Raw genomic sequence first — 16,991 nt, 5'->3', positions numbered from 1 at the left:
CCCGGGCCGGGGCCGCTCACCAGTGGCGCCCGCGGCTACTATCGACCATTGTGCGCCAGAAGGTCGTGGTGATCGTGCCGGAGGGCGGCAGCCTCTTCGAGATCGCGACGCCGCTGCGGGTGTGGGGCCCGGACCCCGGTGAGCCGGACTGGCCGGACACGGATCTGGTCGCCTGCGGTACCCGCGACGGTCGGGCGAGCCTGGCGGTGTCGCCGCTGTCCCTCGGTGGCCTGGAGCGGCTGGCCGACCACGTCCCCGGGGCGGACATGGTCATCGTGCCCACCTGGCCCGTCGACAACCGGCCCGTTCCGCGCTCGCTGGTCACTGCCCTGCGGGCCGCGCACGAGAGCGGCTGCCGGATCGTCGGGCTGTGCCTCGGGGCGTTCGCTGTCGCGGAGGCCGGCCTGCTCGACGGCCGCCGCGCGGTGACCCACTGGCGCTATGCCGACGACTTCGCACGGCGTTTCCCGGCTGTCCTGCTCGACCGGGCGCCGCTGTACGTGGATCTCGGTTCGGTGGTGACCTCCGCCGGCAGTGCCGCCGCGATCGACTGCTGCCTGCACCTGGTGCGCTGCGACCACGGCGCCGATGCGGCGGCCATGGTCGCAAGGTCGCTGGTCACCGCGCCGCACCGCTCGGGCGGCCAGTCCCAGTTCGCGGCCGTCCAACCGCTGAGTACCGCCGACGATCGGCTCGGCGGCCTGCTGTGCGCCGCGGCCGAGAACATCCGTGAGGTCCGGTCCGTCGCCGATCTGGTGGAACGCTCCGCGATGAGCCGCCGCGCGCTCGAGCGGCTGTTCCGCGACCGGCTGGGCTCCTCGCCGGGGTCCTGGCTGACGGCTCAGCGGGTGCAGGCAGCACGGCGGCTGTTGGAGGGCACCGACCTGAGCGTCGAGGCGGTGGCGGAGGCAGCCGGTTTCGGGTCGGTACAGGCGCTGCGCCGGGAGTTCCGACTGGCGGTGCAGGTCGCGCCGACGATGTACCGGAGGTCGTTCCGCGCGCCGGTCCCGGTCTGACCGAGCCTCTCCGGCCCGATGGTCACCACGGGTTGCGCTGCTGGGGCAGGGACACCTCGACCGCCTCCCAGTAGGCGATCTCCACACCGGCGTCCAGCACGGCTGCCTCGAACGAGTCGAGGACCGGGCTGAGCAGGGCTGGGCCGGGTTCGGCGTCGGTCATGGTCAGCGTCGCGGTGAGCATGAGGTCACGGTGGAAGGGGTCGATCACCACGGTGTCCCGGTCCCGGCTGAGCAGGAGCCGGATCGTCTGTGCCTGCTCGTCGAGAAGGAGGCGGTGCAGCCGGACCGCGATCCGGACACTCCAGGTCTGCGCGCTCGTCATCCCGTTCCCCGACTCGGCCCACGCTCCGTGGACCTCCGAGCGTCGTCCCGCTCAGCTTTGCCGACATCTCCCGGCGGCCGGACTTTTGTACCTCTATCGAGCCTGCCGGCCGGACCGGGTGGGCGGCCCGGTGTGGTCGGGTCAGAGGTCGAGCTCGACCGGGCCCTCGGCAGCGTGGATGCAGGTGCGCACCATCTCGTTGCGCGCCTGCCGTACGTCGCCGGTACGCAGGTCGCGGATCGTGCCCTCGCGCAGTCGGGCCACACAGGTGTGGCACACGCCCATCCGGCACCCGAACGGCATGTCCACCCCGGCCTCCTCGCCTGCGACCAGCATCGGCGTGCCGGGCGGGCACTCGGCCTCCAGCTGCCGGCGGGGGAAGCGGATGGTGCCGCCCGCGCCGCCCGCGTCCGCCCCGCCCACCACGGGTTGGAAGCGCTCCAGGTGCAGCCGCTCGCCGGCTCCGTGTTCGTCCCAGTGCCCACTCAGTGCGTCGAGCAGCTCACCCGGGCCCGAGGCGTAGGTGTCCCGCTCGCGCCAGTCCGGGCACAGCGTCTCGACGTCCGCCGGAGTGATCCGGCCCTGCTCGCCCGACTCCCAGATGTGCACGGTCAGCCCGGGCTCACCGTCGGCCAGCGACCGCAGGTCGTCGCCGAAGATCACCCGGTCGCGGGAGCGCGCGGAGTGGATGTGCACCACGTCGTGCATCGCGTGCTCGGTGTGCAGGTGCCGCAGCATGCTCATCACCGGGGTGATCCCGCTGCCGGCGGTGAGGAACAACAGCGGCGCCCCGGTGCGCTCGGGCAGGGTGAAGGTGCCCTCCACCTCGCCGAGGCGCACCACGGAGCCGACCCGCAGCGTGCGGACCAGGTACGGCGAGACGACGCCGCTGTCCACCAGCTTCGGGGTGATCGAGATCAGGCCGTCCGGGGCGTCCGGGTCGGAGGTCAGCGAGTACGCCCGCCAGTGGTGCACCCCGTCGACGACCACGCCGAAGCGGACGTACTGCCCGGGTCGGTGGCCGGCCCACTCGAAGCCGGGCCGCACGTGGATGGTGACCGCGCCGTCCGCCCTCGGCTCGAGGCGCTCGACCCGGCCGCGCAGCTCGCGGGTCGACCAGAGCGGGTCGATCAGCTCGACGTAGTCGTCGGGCAGCAGCGGCGTGAACAACAGCCGCACCCCGCTGAGCAACCTCCGGCGCAGCGGCGACACCTTCGGCTGCATTCCCACCTCGGTCACGACGACCACCGTCCCATCCGTCTGCTCGATTTCGAACCTCGCCGACAGGTGGGTACCCACTTCGCTCCAATTTGACAGCTGGGCCCGACCGAGAGACGTTACCGGCGGTCACAGTTACCACTGGTATCGGACAGCCTGGGGGAGCGGTCCACGAATTCGGCGAGAGGACAATGCAATGCCAACCAGCCCGACCAGTCCACCCAGCCCGTTCGCGCACCTGACCGACGCGCGGCTCGAACAGCTCGGCCGGGAGTTCGCGGCGATCCACGAGGAGGTGTACGCCGACCTCGGTGAACGCGACCGCCGCTACATCACCGGCATCATCCGGATGCACCGGCAGCTGGCCACGGCCAGCCGGGCGCTCCTGGTCGGCTCCCGGAGCAAGCCGCTGTGGCTCCTCGGTACCTGTGGCCTCGGCGCCGCGAAGATCCTGGAGAACATGGAGATCGGCCACAACGTCCTGCACGGGCAGTGGGACTGGATGAACGACCCGTACATCCACTCCTCGACGTGGGACTGGGACACCGCGTCCACCGCCGAGGCCTGGAAGCACTCACACAACTACATCCACCACACGTATACGAACATCCGCGGCAAGGACAAGGACCTCGGCTACGAGATCATGCGGATCGACCCGCACCAGGAGTGGAAGCCGAGCTACCTGCTGCAGCCGCTGTACAACCTGCTGCTGATGGCGTTCTTCGAGTGGGGCGTCGCGGTGCATGACATGGACATCGAGGCGATCCGCGCCGGTGAGAAGCCGTGGAAGGACGTCTGGCACGACCTGAAGGGAATCTCCGGCAAGGCGCGGGACCAGATCGTGAAGGACTACCTCGGCTGGCCCGCCGTGTCGGCGGCCGCCGCGCTCGCGTTCGACCAGCTCGTCACCCGCCGCCCGAAGCGCCGGGGTCTCCGCGAGCGGCTCGGGCGCGGGCGCCCCCGGTTGCGCGCGGCGGCGTCCGCGCGGCTCTCCGCGATGCCGCGCTCCGCCCGTGACGGCTTCGTGGCCACCTTCTGGGCCAACTTCACCGCGAACATCATCCGCAACGTGTGGACGCACTCGATCATCTTCTGCGGCCACTTCCCGGACCAGACCTACACGTTCAGCCCGGCGGAGGTCGAGAACGAGACCTCCGGCGGTTGGTACGCCCGCCAGCTGGTCGGCGCGGCCAACATCACCGGCAGCCCGTTCTTCCACGTCATGAGCGGCAACCTGGGCTACCAGGTGGAGCACCACCTGTACCCGGACATGCCGAGCAGCCGGTACGCGGAGATCGCGCCCCGGGTCAAGGACATCTGCCAGCGCTACGGCCTGCCGTACAACACCGGGCGGCTGTCCGTGCAGCTCGGCACGGTGCACCGGACCATTGCCCGGCTGGCCTTCCCCGGTGGCAGCCCCCGGCCCAAGCCCGGACCGTACCGGCCGGAGGGAGCCGGGCTCGGGACGAGCGAAGTCGCCGAGCGCGGCACCGCGCCCGCACCCGTCTGAGGTCCCGCCCGCTGCGCTGGCTCGCCGAGTTCAACCGTGGCGGCCTCGGAACACGGCGCTCACCCGGCTCGGGTTGAACTCGGCGAAACCGGCGCGGCGGGCGGGGTCAGCCGCGCGGGTCAGCTGCGCGGGGTCAGCTGCGCTGGGTGGCGGCCTTGAGGGCGGCCTTCGCCGACGCGGGCGCGCCCAGGGTGTCGAGGCCGAACAGGGCCGCGCCGACGACCGGGTTGACGTCGACGACGCTGACCACCGCACGCGGCGCCACCTTGAGACACCGCCGCTCGATCTCCGCGATCACCGGCGCACCGACCCCGGTCAGCACCCCGCCGCCCAGGATGATCTCTGGCTCGGACGTGGTGAGCCGCAGGCGCCGCAGGATCACCGCGACCAGCGAGCCCACCTCCTCGACGAACCGGGTGACCACCTCCTGCGCGACCTGGTCCCCGGCGGCGGCCACCTGGAACAGCAGTGGGCACAGGCCGTGGAGGGACGCGGTCCCGATCTCCCCGAAGTGCAGCCCCTGGACGACCTCGAGCAGGGTCTCGGCGCCGTAGTAGCCGGCCACCGCCGCCCGCAGCGCGGTGCCGGGCCCCCGGCCGTCCTCGGCGCGCACCGCCCACCACAGCGCCTCCTCGCCGAGCCGGTAGCCGCCACCCCAGTCACCGGAGACCTTGCCCAGCGCGGGGAACCGGTGCACCCGGCCGTCCGGGCCGACGCCGGCCGCGTTGATGCCGGCGCCGCACACCACGGCGACACCGGTGCCGTCCGAGCTGCCGGCGCGCAGCAGCGCGAGCGTGTCGTTGCCGACCGTCAGCGTGTCGCTCCACCCGCGCGCGGCCAGCGCCGCATGCAGCGCCGCCTCCTCGCGGGGGAAGTCGACGCCGGCGAGGTACGCCGAGGTGTGCACGGCGAACGGCCGGTCGGGGGGACCGGCGCCGGCGGTCAGCGCCCGCAGCACCAGTTCCTCGAGCGCGACCACACACGCCGCGACGCCGACGTTCTGCGGCGAGGCCCCGGGACCTCGGGACCGCCCGAGCACCTCGCCCGCGCGCGACACCACCAGGACCTCGGTCTTGCTGTTCCCCCCGTCGATCGCGACGACGTCGCGGACCGGCGTCATGCGCGCGCCCAGGGCAGGAACTCGCGGTTGGTCCGCACGAGGTCGTCCGCGAGCCGGTCGGCCTGTGCGTACTGCCCGACGAGCGGGTGCGCGAGCAGCGCGTCGGCCACCCGGTCCCGCCCGCCCCGCAGCGCGGCGTCCAGGGCCAGGTGTTCGTACGCGGTGGCCGCCGCGATGAGACCGGCGAACCGCTGTTCCACCGGCGGCTGCGCGATCGGCGTCGGCCCACCGGCGTCCACGGTGGCCGGGACCTCGATGACGGCGTCGTCCGGCAGGAACCCGAACGTGCCGTTGTTGCGCACGTTCACCACGTGTTCCTCGCCCGGTCCGCCGGCGGTCAGCGCGTGCACCAGCTGCACGGCCGCCTCGGAGTAGTAGGCGCCGCCGCGTTTCTCCAACTGCGCCGGCTTGGTCACCTGGTCGGGGTCGAGGTAGACCTTGAGCAGCTCCTCCTCGACGTCGCTGACCACGTCCGCGCGCGGGCGTCCGGTGCGCTGGGCGGCCACCAGCTCGTCGTGCGCGTAGTAGTACTTCAGGTAGTACGACGGCACCGCGTTCATCCGCCGCATCCAGTCCACCGGCGCGCCGACCTGGTCGCCCACAGCGTCCGCGTGCCGCCCCAGCAGCTCGGGCAGCCGGTCTACGCCGTCGACGAGCACGCCGCGCTCCCAGCTCAGGTGGTTGAGCCCGGTGTGCACCAGACGCACGTCGTCCACACCGGCGCCGAGCAGCCCGGCGAAGGTGCGCTGCAGGTGGATCGCCACGTTGCACAGCCCGACCGCGCGGTGGCCCTCGCCCAGCAGCGCGCGGGTCACGATGCCGACCGGGTTGGTGAAGTTGACAATCCAGGTGTCGTCCCCGGCGGCCCTGCGCACCCGGTCGGCGATGTCGAGCACCACCGGCACCGTGCGCAGCGCCTTCGCCAGCCCGCCCGCGCCGGTGGTCTCCTGCCCGATACAGCCGCAGACGTGCGGGAACGTCTCGTCCGAGCGCCGCGTCCGCTGGCCGCCGACCCGCAGCTGGATCAGCACCGCCGTCGCGCCGTCCACGCCCTCCTCGAGGTCGGCGGTGGTGTGCACCCGCGCGGGGTGGCCGGCGTGTTCGAGCAGCCGCCGGCTGAACGCGCCCACCGTGTCCACCCGGTAGGCGTCCGGGTCGATCAGCACGATCTCGTCGACGTCCAGCGTGGACCGGCGACCCGCGATCCCGTCGATCAGCTCCGGCGTGTAGGTCGAACCGCCGCCGACCACTGCCAGCTTCATCCCTTGACCCCCGTGAACGTGATTCCCTTGACGAACGTCCGCTGCGCGAGCACGAAGAGCACGATGACCGGCGCCATGATCAGCGCGGTGGCCGCCATGGTCAGGTTCCACTCCACGTGGTGCATGCCGCGGAACGACGCGATGGCCAGCGAGAGCGGCCAGTGCTCCTGGTTCTCCCCGGTGTAGAGCAGCGGCCCGAAGTAGTCGTTCCAGGTGAACAGGAAGCAGAACATCGCGGTGGCGGCGATGCCCGGCTTGGCCATCGGCAGCAGCACCCGGACCATCGCCTGGAACTCGTTGCAGCCGTCGATCTTCGCGGCCTCCAGGTAGTCCTTCGGGATGGTGAGGAAGAACTGCCGGAGCAGGAAGATCGAGAAGGCGTCGAAGAAGAAGTACGGGGCCACCAGCGGCACCAGGGTGCCGGTCAGGCCGAGCCGTACCCACAGGTCGTAGAGCGGCACGACGGTCACCTGCGGCGGCAGCATCATCGCGGCCACCGTGAGCATGAAGAACAGGTTCTGCCCGCGCCAGCGCAGCCGGGACAGCGCGTACGCCGCGGGGATCGCCGAGAGCAGCGCGCCGACCGTGGCCAGCCCCGAGTAGATCATGCTGTTGGCGAAGTACTCCAGCAGCGGCGCCCGCTCGAAGACCTGGACGAAGTTCTCGAAGTGCCACTCGGTCGGCCACAGGCTCGCGGACATCGCCTGGTCGCTCTTCATCACGGCGGTGAGCAGTACGAACAGCATCGGCAGCGTGAAGACGATGCCGAGCGCGAGCCCGATGGCGTGCGTCGCGATCCAGTGCAGCCGCCGGTTCCAGGACTGCCGCACCCGCACCCGGGGCGGCACGGCGGCCGGCCGGGGCGGGGCCACCTCGCTGAGTGCGGTCACGTCTGCTCCTGGTGGGAGGACCGGCGCAACTGGCGCACCAGTATCCAGGTGAAGCCGGCCGAGACGACGAACAGCAGCACCGCCATCGCCGCCGCGTAGCCCATGTTGAAGTAGCGGAAGCCCTGCACGTAGAGCCAGACCGGATAGGTCAGCGTCGAGTTCTGCGGCGCGCCGATGTACTTGCTGTTGCCCGCGACGTCGGCGGAGCCGGCCGCGGCGGAGCCCGCCACGATCGCCTGGGTGAAGAACTGCAGCGCGTAGATGATGGAGTTGATGACGCCGAAGGTCAGCACCGGCGAGATCGAGGGCAGCGTGACGTGCCAGAACCGGCGGATGGGGCCGGCGCCGTCGAGCTGGGCCGCCTCGTACTGCTCCGGCGGCACGTCCAGCAGGGCGGCCAGGATGATGATCATCAGCTCGCCGGAGCCCCACAGCGCCAGCAGGCTCAGCGCCGGTTTCGACATGGTCGGCGAGTTGAACCACAGCCCACCGTCGATCCCGACCAGCTTCAGGAACCGGTTCACCGGGCCGAACTCGGAGTTGAACAGGAACACGAAGGCCAGCGTCGCGGCGGCCGGCGGCGCCAGCGACGGCAGGTAGCACAGGGTCCGGACCAGCCCCACGCCCGCCTTGAGCCGGGAGATCACCGACGCCACCCCGAGCGCGAACGTCACCCGGCAGACGGTGAGCACGACGACCAGCCACAGCGTGTTGTAGGCCGCCGTGCGGATCAGCGGCTCGCTGGTGAACATCCGCACGTAGTTGTCGAACCCGATGAACTGGGGCGGGTTGATCAGGTCGTAGCGGGTCAACGAGTAATAGACGGTGGCGACCAGCGGGTAGGCGAAGAAGACCAGGAAACCCAGGCCGGCCGGCGCCATGAACAGCGCGGCCGTCCGGTAGCGTCTGGCCCCGGTGCGCACCGGAGTGGGCGCGGGCGGCGGTGCCGCCGCCCGAGCGGACAGCGTGGTCGTCATGCCGCTCAGCCGCCGGTGGGCTTCTGCGCGAGCGCGTCGTTGATCTGTGCGTCGACCTGCTTCAGGCCGGCGGTCAGGTCCGGCACCCCGCCGGCCTGCCACCGCTCGGCGAAGTCGTTGACCGCCTTGAGGTGGGCGTCACCGATCGGTGACGGCGGGTTCGCCACCAGCTTGCCACTGCCGTAGATGTCCAGGAACGTCTTGAACTGGGGGTCGGCCACGAGCTTCGGGTCGGTCAGCGAGGCGGTCGTGCTGGGTACGTTCTTGAGCCCGTTGGCCAGGTCGACCAGCGTCGGTGTGTCCAGGGTGACCTGCTTGATCAGCTCCCATGCCGCGCCGGGGTGCTTGGCCCCCTTCGGGATGGCGATGATGGTGCCGGTGGTGAACCCGCCGCCGTACTGGGCCGACAGGCTGTCCAGCACCGGTGCCGGCGCGGTGGCGAACTTGAGCGCCGGCGCCTGGTCGGAGACGAACGCGTCGCGGTACTCGCCGTCGTAGGCCATCGCCAGCTTGCCGGCCTGGAAGCCCTGGTCGGCCGAGTACTCGTCGCCGAGGCCGGACTTGAACTGCTCCACCTTGTCGTGCCCGCCGTAGAAGTCCACGAGCTGCTTCTGGAACTGGAACATCGCCTTCCACGCCGGGCTGTCGGCGAGGTCGGACTTCCCGTCGGGCCCGAAGTAGTTCGCGCCGAAGTTGGGTGCCCAGTACTGGGCCTGGTTGGCGTAGAACGGCATCGACGGGATGAAGCCGGCGACCTTGATCGACCCGTCCGGGTTGAACTGGGTCAGCTTCTTGGTGTCCGCGAGCAGCTCGGTGGTGTTCTTCGGCGGCGCGGTGATGCCGGCTCCCGCGAACATGTCGGTGTTGTAGTAGAGGCCGTAGACGTCCGCGAGCATCGGCATCGCGCAGCGCTTGCCCTGGTAGCCCGTGTAGTCGCGGACCGCCTTCGGGATCTGGTCGAGGTCGATCCGGTCCCGGTCGATGTAGGGCTGGAGGTCCTGGAAGCTGCCGTTGGAGCACCACACGCCGAGGTTGTCGGTGTAGAACGAGATCGCCACGTCCGGCGGGTTGCCGCTCCGGATCGACTGGGTGATCTTGTCGTCGTCCTGGTTGCCCTCGTGCTTGATCTCGATGTTCGGGTACTTGTCCTTGAGCTTGTTCAGCGCCTTGGTGACGACGTCGTACTCGCGCGAGGTGAACTTGCTGTACACGGTGACGGTGAGTGTGTCGTCGCGCCCCGGCGGCGCCGCGGCCTGCCCGGCGGCGCCCCCGCCCGGTGCGGCGGCGCCGGAACAGGCGGTGGTCAGCAGTGCGATGACGACCGCGACACAGAACAGCAGAGAACGACGCCCTCGGGCGATCCTCCGGGTCAGGGTGCGCATGACCCTCCTCCTACTCGGTTGGGGCAGCGGGCTTCACGGTTGAGCTCTAGGACATGTCTGGTGGATCTCCAGCCGGCTACGCGGCACCCAGATGCCGCCTCGCGGCGTTGTCGTCGCCGCCGATCCAACCCCGGGATCGGCGACTTCTCCGCCTTGCGAGACGACATCTGGATCACCGCTCGCTCGCCATAGATCCACCAGACACGCCCTAGTGCGCGAGGGCGGGGGTGATGACGCCGAAGAGGTCCGCCCGCGCGATGGCCAGCGCCGACTGCAGGGCACCGGCACGGACGGCGTTGCCCTGCACCGACGCGACGGCCACCGGGGTGCGCGGTAGCACCAGCTCGTGCAGCCGGCCCGCCACCCGGGCGGCGAGCTCCTCACCGCCGGCCCGGCTGGTGTCGCCGCACAGCAGGATCAGTTGCGGATCCGCGATCGCGACCAGGTTGGCGATGCCCCCGGCGACCCGGCGGGCGAGGTCGTCGAGGAACCCGTCGGCGCCGTCCCGTCTGGCGAGGGTGACCGCGGCCCAGGCGGTGGCCGCGGTCAGGCCGTGCGCGGCGGCCAGCCGGATGATCGCGGGGGAGTCGACCAGGTTGCCGAAGCGGGCGCCGGCCGGCGGCCACCGGTCACCGGTGTCCACCGAGGCCGGGTCGGGCACCCGCATCCAGTCGATCTCGCCGCCGCCGCCGGTGGTACCGCGCAGCAGTCGCCGACCGATGACCACCGCGCCACCGACGCCCTCGCTGAGCCAGACCATCACGAAGTCGTCGATCCCGACCGCCTTGCCCTCGGTCATCTCCTCGACCGCGACCAGGTTGACGTCGTTCTCGATGGTGACCTCGACGCCGAGCTTCTCGCTCAGCCGGGCCGGCACGTCGAAGCCCAGCCAGCCGGGGATGTGCGGCGCCGAGGAGAGCAGGCCGGTGCGCGGGTCGAACGCGCCCTGCGCGCCGATCACCACGTTCGCCAGTTCGGACAGCCCGAGGCCGGCCGCCGCGGCCACGTGTGAGAGCGCCTCGCCGAAGGTCCCGACCACGTCCGCGCCCTCGTGCACCGGGAGCGTGACCTGGTACTCGGCGAGCACGGTGCCGGCGACGTCGGCCACCACGAAGTCGGCGAGGTGCGGGGTCAGGTCGACGGCCGCGACGTGCGCGAGGCCGCCCCGGACCGCCCAGCGCTGCGCCCGGGGACCGCGCCCGCCGCTGCGGAGCCCGGCCTTGCCGACCACGTCGTCCTGTTCCAGCCGGGTGAGCAGTTGGGCGGTGGCGGGTTTGGACAGCCCGATCGCGGACTCCAGCTCCGAACGCGTGAGCGGACCTTCCCGGAGCAGGACGTCGATGGCGGCGCGATCGTTGAGCTCGCGCAGCATCCGTGGGCTACCGACTCGCACGCTCGCGCCCCCGAGTTAATTAGGAAACTTTACAGACGGTTTCGGAGGACTGTAGGTCGCCGGCCCGGGAGCGTCAACGGCTCACCGCAAACTGCGCAAATCGGCCTCAGGGCCCAGAGATCGTTGCCGCCGTGTCCTGGGGGATCGGCTGCGGTGTATCGTTTTACCACTCGAATCCGCCGGCGCTGCCGTCAGATGAAGGGCTGGGCGCGTGGCCGTCACCATCCAAGATGTGGCCAGGGCCGCGCGGGTGTCGCCGAGCACCGTGTCCAACGTGCTGAACGGGCGCGACCGCCGGATGCTGCCGGCCACGAGGGTGCGGGTCGAGGAGGCCATCGCCGCGCTCGGCTACCGGCCGAACCGGGCCGCGCGGCAGCTGCGCACCGGGCGGATCCAGATGCTCGGCCTGGTCGTGCCGTCGGTGGCGAACCCGTTCTGGGGTGCCTTCGCGCAACTCGTTGAATCGGTCGCGCTGCGGTCGGACTTCCGGGTGCTGTTGTGCAACAGCGAACGCGACCCCGCCCGGGAGTCGGAGTACCTGGAAGAGCTGTGGGCCGACGGGATCGGCAGCGTGCTGCTGTGCTCCTCGCTGCCCTCGATCGCGCACGTCGAGACATTTCTGCGGCGCGGCATGACGATCGTGGCCTTCGACCGGACCGGCCAGCTGGGCGACCCGCCACTGACCAACATCAGCGTGGACAACTCGTTGGGCGCCCAGCTGGCCACCAACCACCTGCTCGAGCTCGGGCACCGCCGGTTGGCATTCGTCTCCGGCACGGTGGCGAGTGTGAACCGGCAGGAGCGGCTGGACGGCTTCCGCCGCGCCCTGGACCGCGCCGGCCTACCGGCGGAGGGAGCGCTGGTGCACCGCGGCGGCAACGGCCGCGACGGCGACCGGGACGCCGCGGCGGCGGGACGGGCCGCCGCTCGGGAGCTGCTCGGCGCCGCGTCGGCCCCCACCGCCATCGTGGCGAACAACGACATGTTCGCCATCGGGGTCTGCGCCGGCGTCCGCGACGCGGGGCTCGAGGTCGGCCGGGACATCTCGGTGGTGGGCTTCGACGACATCGCGCTGGCCGACCTGACGTTTCCCGCGCTCACCACCGTCCGGCAGCCGCTGCCGGAGATGGCCGCGGCGACCGTGGAGTACCTGCTGGGGTCGAGCGCCACCGGTGTCGGGCGGTCGGTGCTGATGCGCCCCGAGCTGGTGGTGCGAGCCTCGACGGGCCCGGTCCGGCCAGCGCGGTGACGGTCGGTCACACCTCCGTCGCGCTGGCCCGGATCCGCCGTACCTCGCCGCCGGACCGCGCGGTCGCCTCGACGTCGGTCCCATCGAGGCGGACCCGGTAGGCCCAGTCGCCGTGCCGCCAGTTGATCTCGTCGGCGGTGCCGCTGACCTGGTCGTCCGGCGTGGGCTCCAGGGCGGAACCGGGCAGCAGCAGGCTGACGAACCGCGCCGAGCGGACCGGGCCGATCTCCCGGCGCAGCGTGTGCAGCCGCCGGCCGACCACCAGGCTCGGCGTGCTGGAGGTCGGGTTCGCGGTCACCAGGGTCTCGCTCTGCCCGAATTCGCGCTGCCCGAATTCGCTCTGCCCGAATTCGCTCTGCCCGAATTCGCTCTGCCCGAACTCGCTCTGCCCGAACTCGCCGCCGGGGAGCGCGTGCACGGTGAGCGCCCCGGTGCCGGAGCGGACCAGCATCCCCTCGCCGGCCTTGGCGGTCGCGGGCTGGTCGGCGTGCAGCAGCCAGGTCCAGGTCCGCTCCGTCCCGGCCTCGAGGTCGTCGATCAGCAGCAGGCTGCCGCTCGGGCCGAACAGGACCCGCCGGGAGACCCGCAGCACGCCCAGCTCGGCCGGGTACATCGCGGCGGTCTCGCCGACCGCGTGCACCCAGCCCTCGGCGGTCCGCACCGAGTGCACGTGCGCCTGGTGCGCCAGCGGCATGTCCTTGTAGACGTGGTAGCGGTCCTCGCCGGCGTAGCCGGAGCCGTCGACCAGGATGACGTTGTGGTTGCGGGTCAGCTTGTTGTTGGCGTACCCGTCCTCGACGGCGAGCGGTGAGCCGTGCCCGATGAGGACGAACGTGTTGGCGTCCGGGTGGTGGTGCCCGGCGTTGAGCGTGTCCCAGCCGCGTTCGTCGCGCATCCGGTGACTGGTCTCCCAGGCCCGGTGCCCGCCGCCGGGGGAGGCCTTGAACGACAGCAGCACCGCGTCGTCGTCCCACCCGGTCCGGGCGGTGACCAGGCCGAGGTCCGGGAAGTAGGCCGAGGTCGGCAGCTGCTCGGGCGCCTCGGCGGGCACGGTCGGGTCGTACCAGAGCAGCTCGAGGTAACCCTCCGCGCGCACCCCGGGCTTGACCCCGCTCTCGTGCCACTCCCGGCCGAGGAAGCCGGTCCGCACCCGCTCGGCCAGCCACTGCGCCGCGCCGAGCCGGTAGACGCCGGCCAGCTTGTGGTAGAGCGCGAGGCTGTGCCCGCTGCGCCGGTCGTGGCAGTCGCCGTGGTCGACGATGTACTCCCAGCCGGGCGCGCTCTGGTGCAGCCGGTAGCTGAAGGTGTTGCGCAGGAACGCGCAGGACTCGAACAGGTCGACGCCGTCCTGCTCCTCGATCAGCTCGAAGGCGATGGCCAGTGACGGCACGCCGTAGCGCCAGTAGACGACGCCCTCGCTGCCCGACCCGTCGGCGGGCAGCATGTCGGCCACCGTGCGGAAGTTGTCCAGCGCCCGTGCGGTCCAGTCCTTCGCCGGCGGGTGCTCGTCGCGCAGCGCGTAGCCGGCGGTGAGCACGCCCGCGTAACAGATCCAGTTGTGGTTCTGCCAGTACGACGAGGACCACCAGGTGCCCTCGGACTCCACCGCGAAGCGGTACAGCCGGTCGCCCTGCAGGATCAGTTTCTCCCGCAGCGCCGACCGCTCGGCCGCCGGCAGCGCGTCGCCCAGCCAGTCGTAGGCCAGCCCGAGGCCGTGCAGCAACCAGCCGGCGTCCAGGTCGTGGTCCGGCATGTGCGCCCGGCCCCAGTGCGGGTAGGACACGGCCGCCGCGAGCCACCGCCGCGCCTGGTCCAGGTACTGCGGCTGGTCGGTGAGCCGGTAGGCCAGTGCGAACCCCGCGCTCGCCGGCCCGAGGTAGGTGATCGAGGCTTCCGGGTGCTCCTCGGGCGGGTTGTCACCGGCGTAGAACTCGCACTGGTCGAGCAGCCGCAGGAACTGGGCGGCCCGGACGTCCCGGATCTCGGTGCGCAGCCGGTCCAGCCGCCCCCCACCGATCAGCAGCCGTGGCTCGGTCACCGCGTCACTCCGTCCCTCCGGCTCGGTACCAGCCAGCGGTCCGGTTCACCGCGGTGCCGCTGGACGTGGATGGTCAGGTCGTCGCCGGCCTGCTCGATGCTGATCCCGCTCGCCACGCCACCGGGGGAGTAGACCGACGCGAACACCGCACGCTGACCGACCGTGCGCCACCGCAGGTGTGGCCGGGAGCGCTGCGGGTCGTCGGCCGGCCCCAGGTCGGCGCCGGTGGTGAGTGCGGAGGCGGGGGCGGCGGCGTGCCACCCGGTCAGCCCCGAGTCGCCGGGCCAGTGGCTGTGGGTGCCGGCGCCGCTCCGCCGCACCTGCACGTCGACGTCGGTCCGCAGGTGCAGGACGAGCTCCCGCTCGCGGTCCGCCTCGACGGTCACCACGTCGATCAGCTGCTCGGTATCCGCGCGCAGGTGTCGTTCGAACCGGACACCGTCGTAGACGTCCGCCTCGGCGCCGACGGCCGTGAACCCGCCCGCCACGTCGTCGTGCCAGTACAGCAGTCGGCCGGTCGCCTCGCGCTGGTCGGCTCCGTCCACGGTGAGGGTCGGGTGGGCGGCGGTGCGGGTGTAGTAGTCGCGGCGCAGCGGATGGGCGTACGGGGGGACGCCGTAGGCGGGCTGCCACGCGGCGCTCGGCCCGTAGAGGTAGAGGGCCAGCTTGTCCAGGTGTCCGTGCGAGCCGCCGTGCGGCCCGAGGTCGAGCACCGCCTGGTAGCCGGCGCCGCGCAGAACGGCGTACCCCGCGTCCGGGAACAGGCGGCTCCGCGGCTGGGGGACCTCGGCGGCGGTACGGGTCGCGCCGAACCAGCCGAGGGCCTCCTCGGAACGCCAGTGGTCCTCGAGGTCCGGCCGCAGCCGGGCGGCCAGTGGTTCGGCGAGGTGTACCAGGCTCGGTGCGCCCGGCAGACCGGCGGAGAGCAGGCAGAGCTCGTACAGCTCGTCGTCCCAGCGCGGGCCCGCGTACGGCGTGTCGTGCACCGCGGGCAACGTGCCGCCGGTGTCCGTGCCGAGCGTGGCGACCACCGCGGTCATGTCGAGCAGTCGGCGCAGCAGGTCCGCCGGGACGGTCCCCGGTGCGCAGTCACGCAGCGCCAGCAGGTACCCGCGCAGCACGAACACGTGGTAGTAGCTGCTGCCCTCCCACTCCCAGCCGTCGGGGTGGATGGACGCCGCCGCGTGCGCGGCGATGCCGTGCTCGCCGGTCAGCCACCCGGCGCTCTGGTCGGTCTCGCCGAGCAGTGCCAGCGCGCGGCTCGCGGACGAGCCGGCGGCGTTCAGCCAGGCGGTGTAGTTGTTGCGGAAGTCGTCCCGCTCGACCAGGACGCCCCGGGCCGCCATGGCGCCGTCCCGCAGCGCGCGCAGCAGGGCGGCGGCCGGTTCGAGCCGCTCGTGGTCGACCGACCCGGCCAGCGTGTGCACGGCATGGGCGAGCGAGGTGCCCCAGATCGCCTCGGTGAGCGCCTGTTGGAACAGCCGGCCGGACAGCATCCAGCCCTGGGCGTCCGGGTGCGTCTCGCCGGCGAGCCGCTCGTAGAGCTCGGCGTAGCGCGCCAGCCCGGCGACCGCCGCATCGCCGGCCGCGCGGTCACCGCCCCGGGCGCGCACCGCGAGCCGCCGCAGCGAGCGGGCCGCCGCCTGGTGCGCCAGGACCGTCCAGGCGCCCGCGTACGGCTCACCGCTCAGCTCGCACCCGTGCGGACACGGGAACACCTGGTCACGGGCCGGCAGCAGTTCCGTGCCGTGCGTGGGACAGACGTACTCGTGCCACCAGCCGCCCCGCCGACCCGGGATCGCCGGGACCTCGACCACCGTGCCGCCGGAGGAGACCGACCCGGTCAACGAAGCCACTGAGCCCCAGTGATGTCGAGGGTGGCGCCGGAGAGGAAGCGCGCGGCGGGCGAGGAGAGGTAGACCACGGCCGCCGCGACGTCGTCCGGGGTGCCGGCCCGGCCGACCGGGATGGAGCTGACGTTCGCCGCCTGGGCCTCCGGCGAGGTGAAGGTGTCGTGGAAGGCGGTGTTGGCGATGAAGCCGGGCGCGACCGAGGTGACGGTGATCCCCTTCGGACCGACCTCCTTGGCCAGCGCCTTGGTGAACCCGACCACGCCGGCCTTCGCCGCCCCGTACGCCACCGCGCCGGGCCCGCCGCCGTTGTGCGCGGCCACGCTGGCCATGGTCACGATCCGACCGCCCGAGGCGGCCAGGCTGCTCAGCGCGGCCCGGCAGGTGTAGAAGGTGGAGCTGAGGTTGACGTCGATCACGCTGTGCCAGTGCTCGTCGGTCATGTCCGCCACCGGGCTGCGGCCGACCAGGTGCCCGGCGTTGGTGACCAGCACGTCCAGCCCGCCCAGGAACTCCACCGCGTCGGCCACGAAGGTGTTGACCTGCGCGGAGTCCCGGACGTCACCGGCGAAGGTCTTGGCGCGGCGCCCCAGTGCGGTGATCTGGGCGGCGGTCTTCTCGGCCTCGTCGGCGGAGTGTCCGTAGTGGACCGCGACGTCGGCGCCGGCCTCGGCGAGAGCCAGGGCGATCGCTCGGCCGATGCCGTGTGCGGCTCCGGTCACCAGGGCCCGGACGGGTGTCTGCTCGACGGTCACTCACGA

14 protein-coding genes are annotated in these 16,991 nt (G+C 72.0%); 3 read left to right on the top strand and 11 right to left on the bottom strand.

What is annotated here, in order from left to right; all coding sequences use genetic code 11:
* Window positions 1-50: 50 nt before the first annotated feature.
* Window positions 51-1,016 carry a GlxA family transcriptional regulator gene (locus ACTXG6_RS29000; protein WP_445182572.1) on the top strand — a complete coding sequence of 322 codons (966 nt, stop codon included), beginning with the start codon at window positions 51-53 and terminating at the stop codon, window positions 1,014-1,016.
* A gap of 22 nt (window positions 1,017-1,038) precedes the next feature.
* Here ACTXG6_RS29000 and ACTXG6_RS28995 read toward each other — a convergent pair whose 3' ends face one another.
* Both ACTXG6_RS28995 and ACTXG6_RS28990 read right to left on the bottom strand, forming a co-directional pair.
* Entirely contained in the window at window positions 1,039-1,341 is a 303-nt protein-coding gene (locus ACTXG6_RS28995) for a hypothetical protein (protein ID WP_445182571.1), read from the bottom strand.
* A gap of 141 nt (window positions 1,342-1,482) precedes the next feature.
* Entirely contained in the window at window positions 1,483-2,580 is a 1,098-nt protein-coding gene (locus ACTXG6_RS28990) for a ferredoxin reductase (protein WP_445182570.1), read from the bottom strand.
* Between the two features lie 175 nt (window positions 2,581-2,755).
* On the opposite strand from ACTXG6_RS28990, the gene ACTXG6_RS28985 reads away from it, so the two are divergent.
* Complete coding sequence (locus ACTXG6_RS28985) at window positions 2,756-4,069, top strand: fatty acid desaturase family protein (protein ID WP_445182569.1); 1,314 nt, start codon at window positions 2,756-2,758, stop codon at window positions 4,067-4,069.
* A gap of 133 nt (window positions 4,070-4,202) precedes the next feature.
* On the opposite strand, the gene ACTXG6_RS28980 is transcribed toward ACTXG6_RS28985, so the two are convergent.
* The 6 genes from ACTXG6_RS28980 to ACTXG6_RS28955 all read right to left on the bottom strand — a co-directional run bounded on the left by ACTXG6_RS28980 (window position 4,203) and on the right by ACTXG6_RS28955 (window position 11,072).
* Complete coding sequence (locus ACTXG6_RS28980) at window positions 4,203-5,189, bottom strand: N-acetylglucosamine kinase (RefSeq protein ID WP_445182568.1); 987 nt, start codon at window positions 5,187-5,189, stop codon at window positions 4,203-4,205.
* Window positions 5,186-6,451, bottom strand: coding sequence for a 6-phospho-beta-glucosidase (locus ACTXG6_RS28975; RefSeq protein WP_445182567.1), 1,266 nt, complete (start codon window positions 6,449-6,451; stop codon window positions 5,186-5,188). The genes ACTXG6_RS28980 and ACTXG6_RS28975 overlap by 4 nt, the downstream gene beginning before the upstream one ends.
* A complete protein-coding gene (locus ACTXG6_RS28970; RefSeq protein WP_445182566.1) occupies window positions 6,448-7,341 on the bottom strand; it encodes a carbohydrate ABC transporter permease in 894 nt (297 codons plus the stop codon). Before ACTXG6_RS28970 ends, ACTXG6_RS28975 begins: the two co-directional genes overlap by 4 nt.
* Entirely contained in the window at window positions 7,338-8,318 is a 981-nt protein-coding gene (locus ACTXG6_RS28965) for a carbohydrate ABC transporter permease (protein WP_445182565.1), read from the bottom strand. Before ACTXG6_RS28965 ends, ACTXG6_RS28970 begins: the two co-directional genes overlap by 4 nt.
* Before the next feature lie 5 nt (window positions 8,319-8,323).
* Window positions 8,324-9,700 (bottom strand): extracellular solute-binding protein, encoded by a 1,377-nt coding sequence (locus tag ACTXG6_RS28960; RefSeq protein ID WP_445182564.1) that lies wholly within the window; start codon window positions 9,698-9,700, stop codon window positions 8,324-8,326.
* Window positions 9,701-9,908: 208 nt separating this feature from the next.
* A complete protein-coding gene (locus tag ACTXG6_RS28955; protein WP_445190126.1) occupies window positions 9,909-11,072 on the bottom strand; it encodes an ROK family transcriptional regulator in 1,164 nt (387 codons plus the stop codon).
* 232 nt (window positions 11,073-11,304) lie between these two features.
* Here ACTXG6_RS28955 and ACTXG6_RS28950 point away from each other — a divergent pair, with 232 nt between their 5' ends.
* Window positions 11,305-12,342 (top strand): LacI family DNA-binding transcriptional regulator, encoded by a 1,038-nt coding sequence (locus tag ACTXG6_RS28950; protein WP_445182563.1) that lies wholly within the window; start codon window positions 11,305-11,307, stop codon window positions 12,340-12,342.
* Between the two features lie 7 nt (window positions 12,343-12,349).
* On the opposite strand, the gene ACTXG6_RS28945 is transcribed toward ACTXG6_RS28950, so the two are convergent.
* From ACTXG6_RS28945 to ACTXG6_RS28935, 3 genes are read right to left on the bottom strand one after another with little or no spacing between them, the layout of a single operon-like run.
* On the bottom strand, window positions 12,350-14,380 hold the full coding sequence (locus ACTXG6_RS28945) for a DUF4962 domain-containing protein (RefSeq protein ID WP_445182562.1): 2,031 nt from the start codon (window positions 14,378-14,380) through the stop codon (window positions 12,350-12,352).
* Window positions 14,377-16,227, bottom strand: a complete 1,851-nt coding sequence (locus tag ACTXG6_RS28940) for a heparinase II/III domain-containing protein (protein ID WP_445182561.1) — start codon at window positions 16,225-16,227, stop codon at window positions 14,377-14,379. Before ACTXG6_RS28940 ends, ACTXG6_RS28945 begins: the two co-directional genes overlap by 4 nt.
* A complete protein-coding gene (locus ACTXG6_RS28935; protein ID WP_445182560.1) occupies window positions 16,224-16,985 on the bottom strand; it encodes an SDR family NAD(P)-dependent oxidoreductase in 762 nt (253 codons plus the stop codon). The genes ACTXG6_RS28940 and ACTXG6_RS28935 overlap by 4 nt, the downstream gene beginning before the upstream one ends.
* Window positions 16,986-16,991: the final 6 nt, after the last annotated feature.

The sequence above is a fragment of the Pseudonocardia sp. Cha107L01 genome, from assembly GCF_052566575.1.
Note: the sequence above shows the minus strand (reverse complement) of the source record. Positions and strands in the feature narration are given on the sequence as shown.

Bases quoted from the DNA above. Each gene is read 5' to 3' on its own strand.
- ACTXG6_RS28995 (WP_445182571.1), bottom strand. From the start codon at position 1,341: ATGACGAGCGCGCAGACCTGGAGTGTCCGGATCGCGGTCCGGCTGCAC.
- ACTXG6_RS28985 (WP_445182569.1), top strand. From the start codon at position 2,756: ATGCCAACCAGCCCGACCAGTCCACCCAGCCCGTTCGCGCACCTGACC.
- ACTXG6_RS28980 (WP_445182568.1), bottom strand. From the start codon at position 5,189: ATGACGCCGGTCCGCGACGTCGTCGCGATCGACGGGGGGAACAGCAAG.
- ACTXG6_RS28975 (WP_445182567.1), bottom strand. From the start codon at position 6,451: ATGAAGCTGGCAGTGGTCGGCGGCGGTTCGACCTACACGCCGGAGCTG.
- ACTXG6_RS28965 (WP_445182565.1), bottom strand. From the start codon at position 8,318: ATGACGACCACGCTGTCCGCTCGGGCGGCGGCACCGCCGCCCGCGCCC.
- ACTXG6_RS28960 (WP_445182564.1), bottom strand. From the start codon at position 9,700: ATGCGCACCCTGACCCGGAGGATCGCCCGAGGGCGTCGTTCTCTGCTG.
- ACTXG6_RS28955 (WP_445190126.1), bottom strand. From the start codon at position 11,072: ATGCTGCGCGAGCTCAACGATCGCGCCGCCATCGACGTCCTGCTCCGG.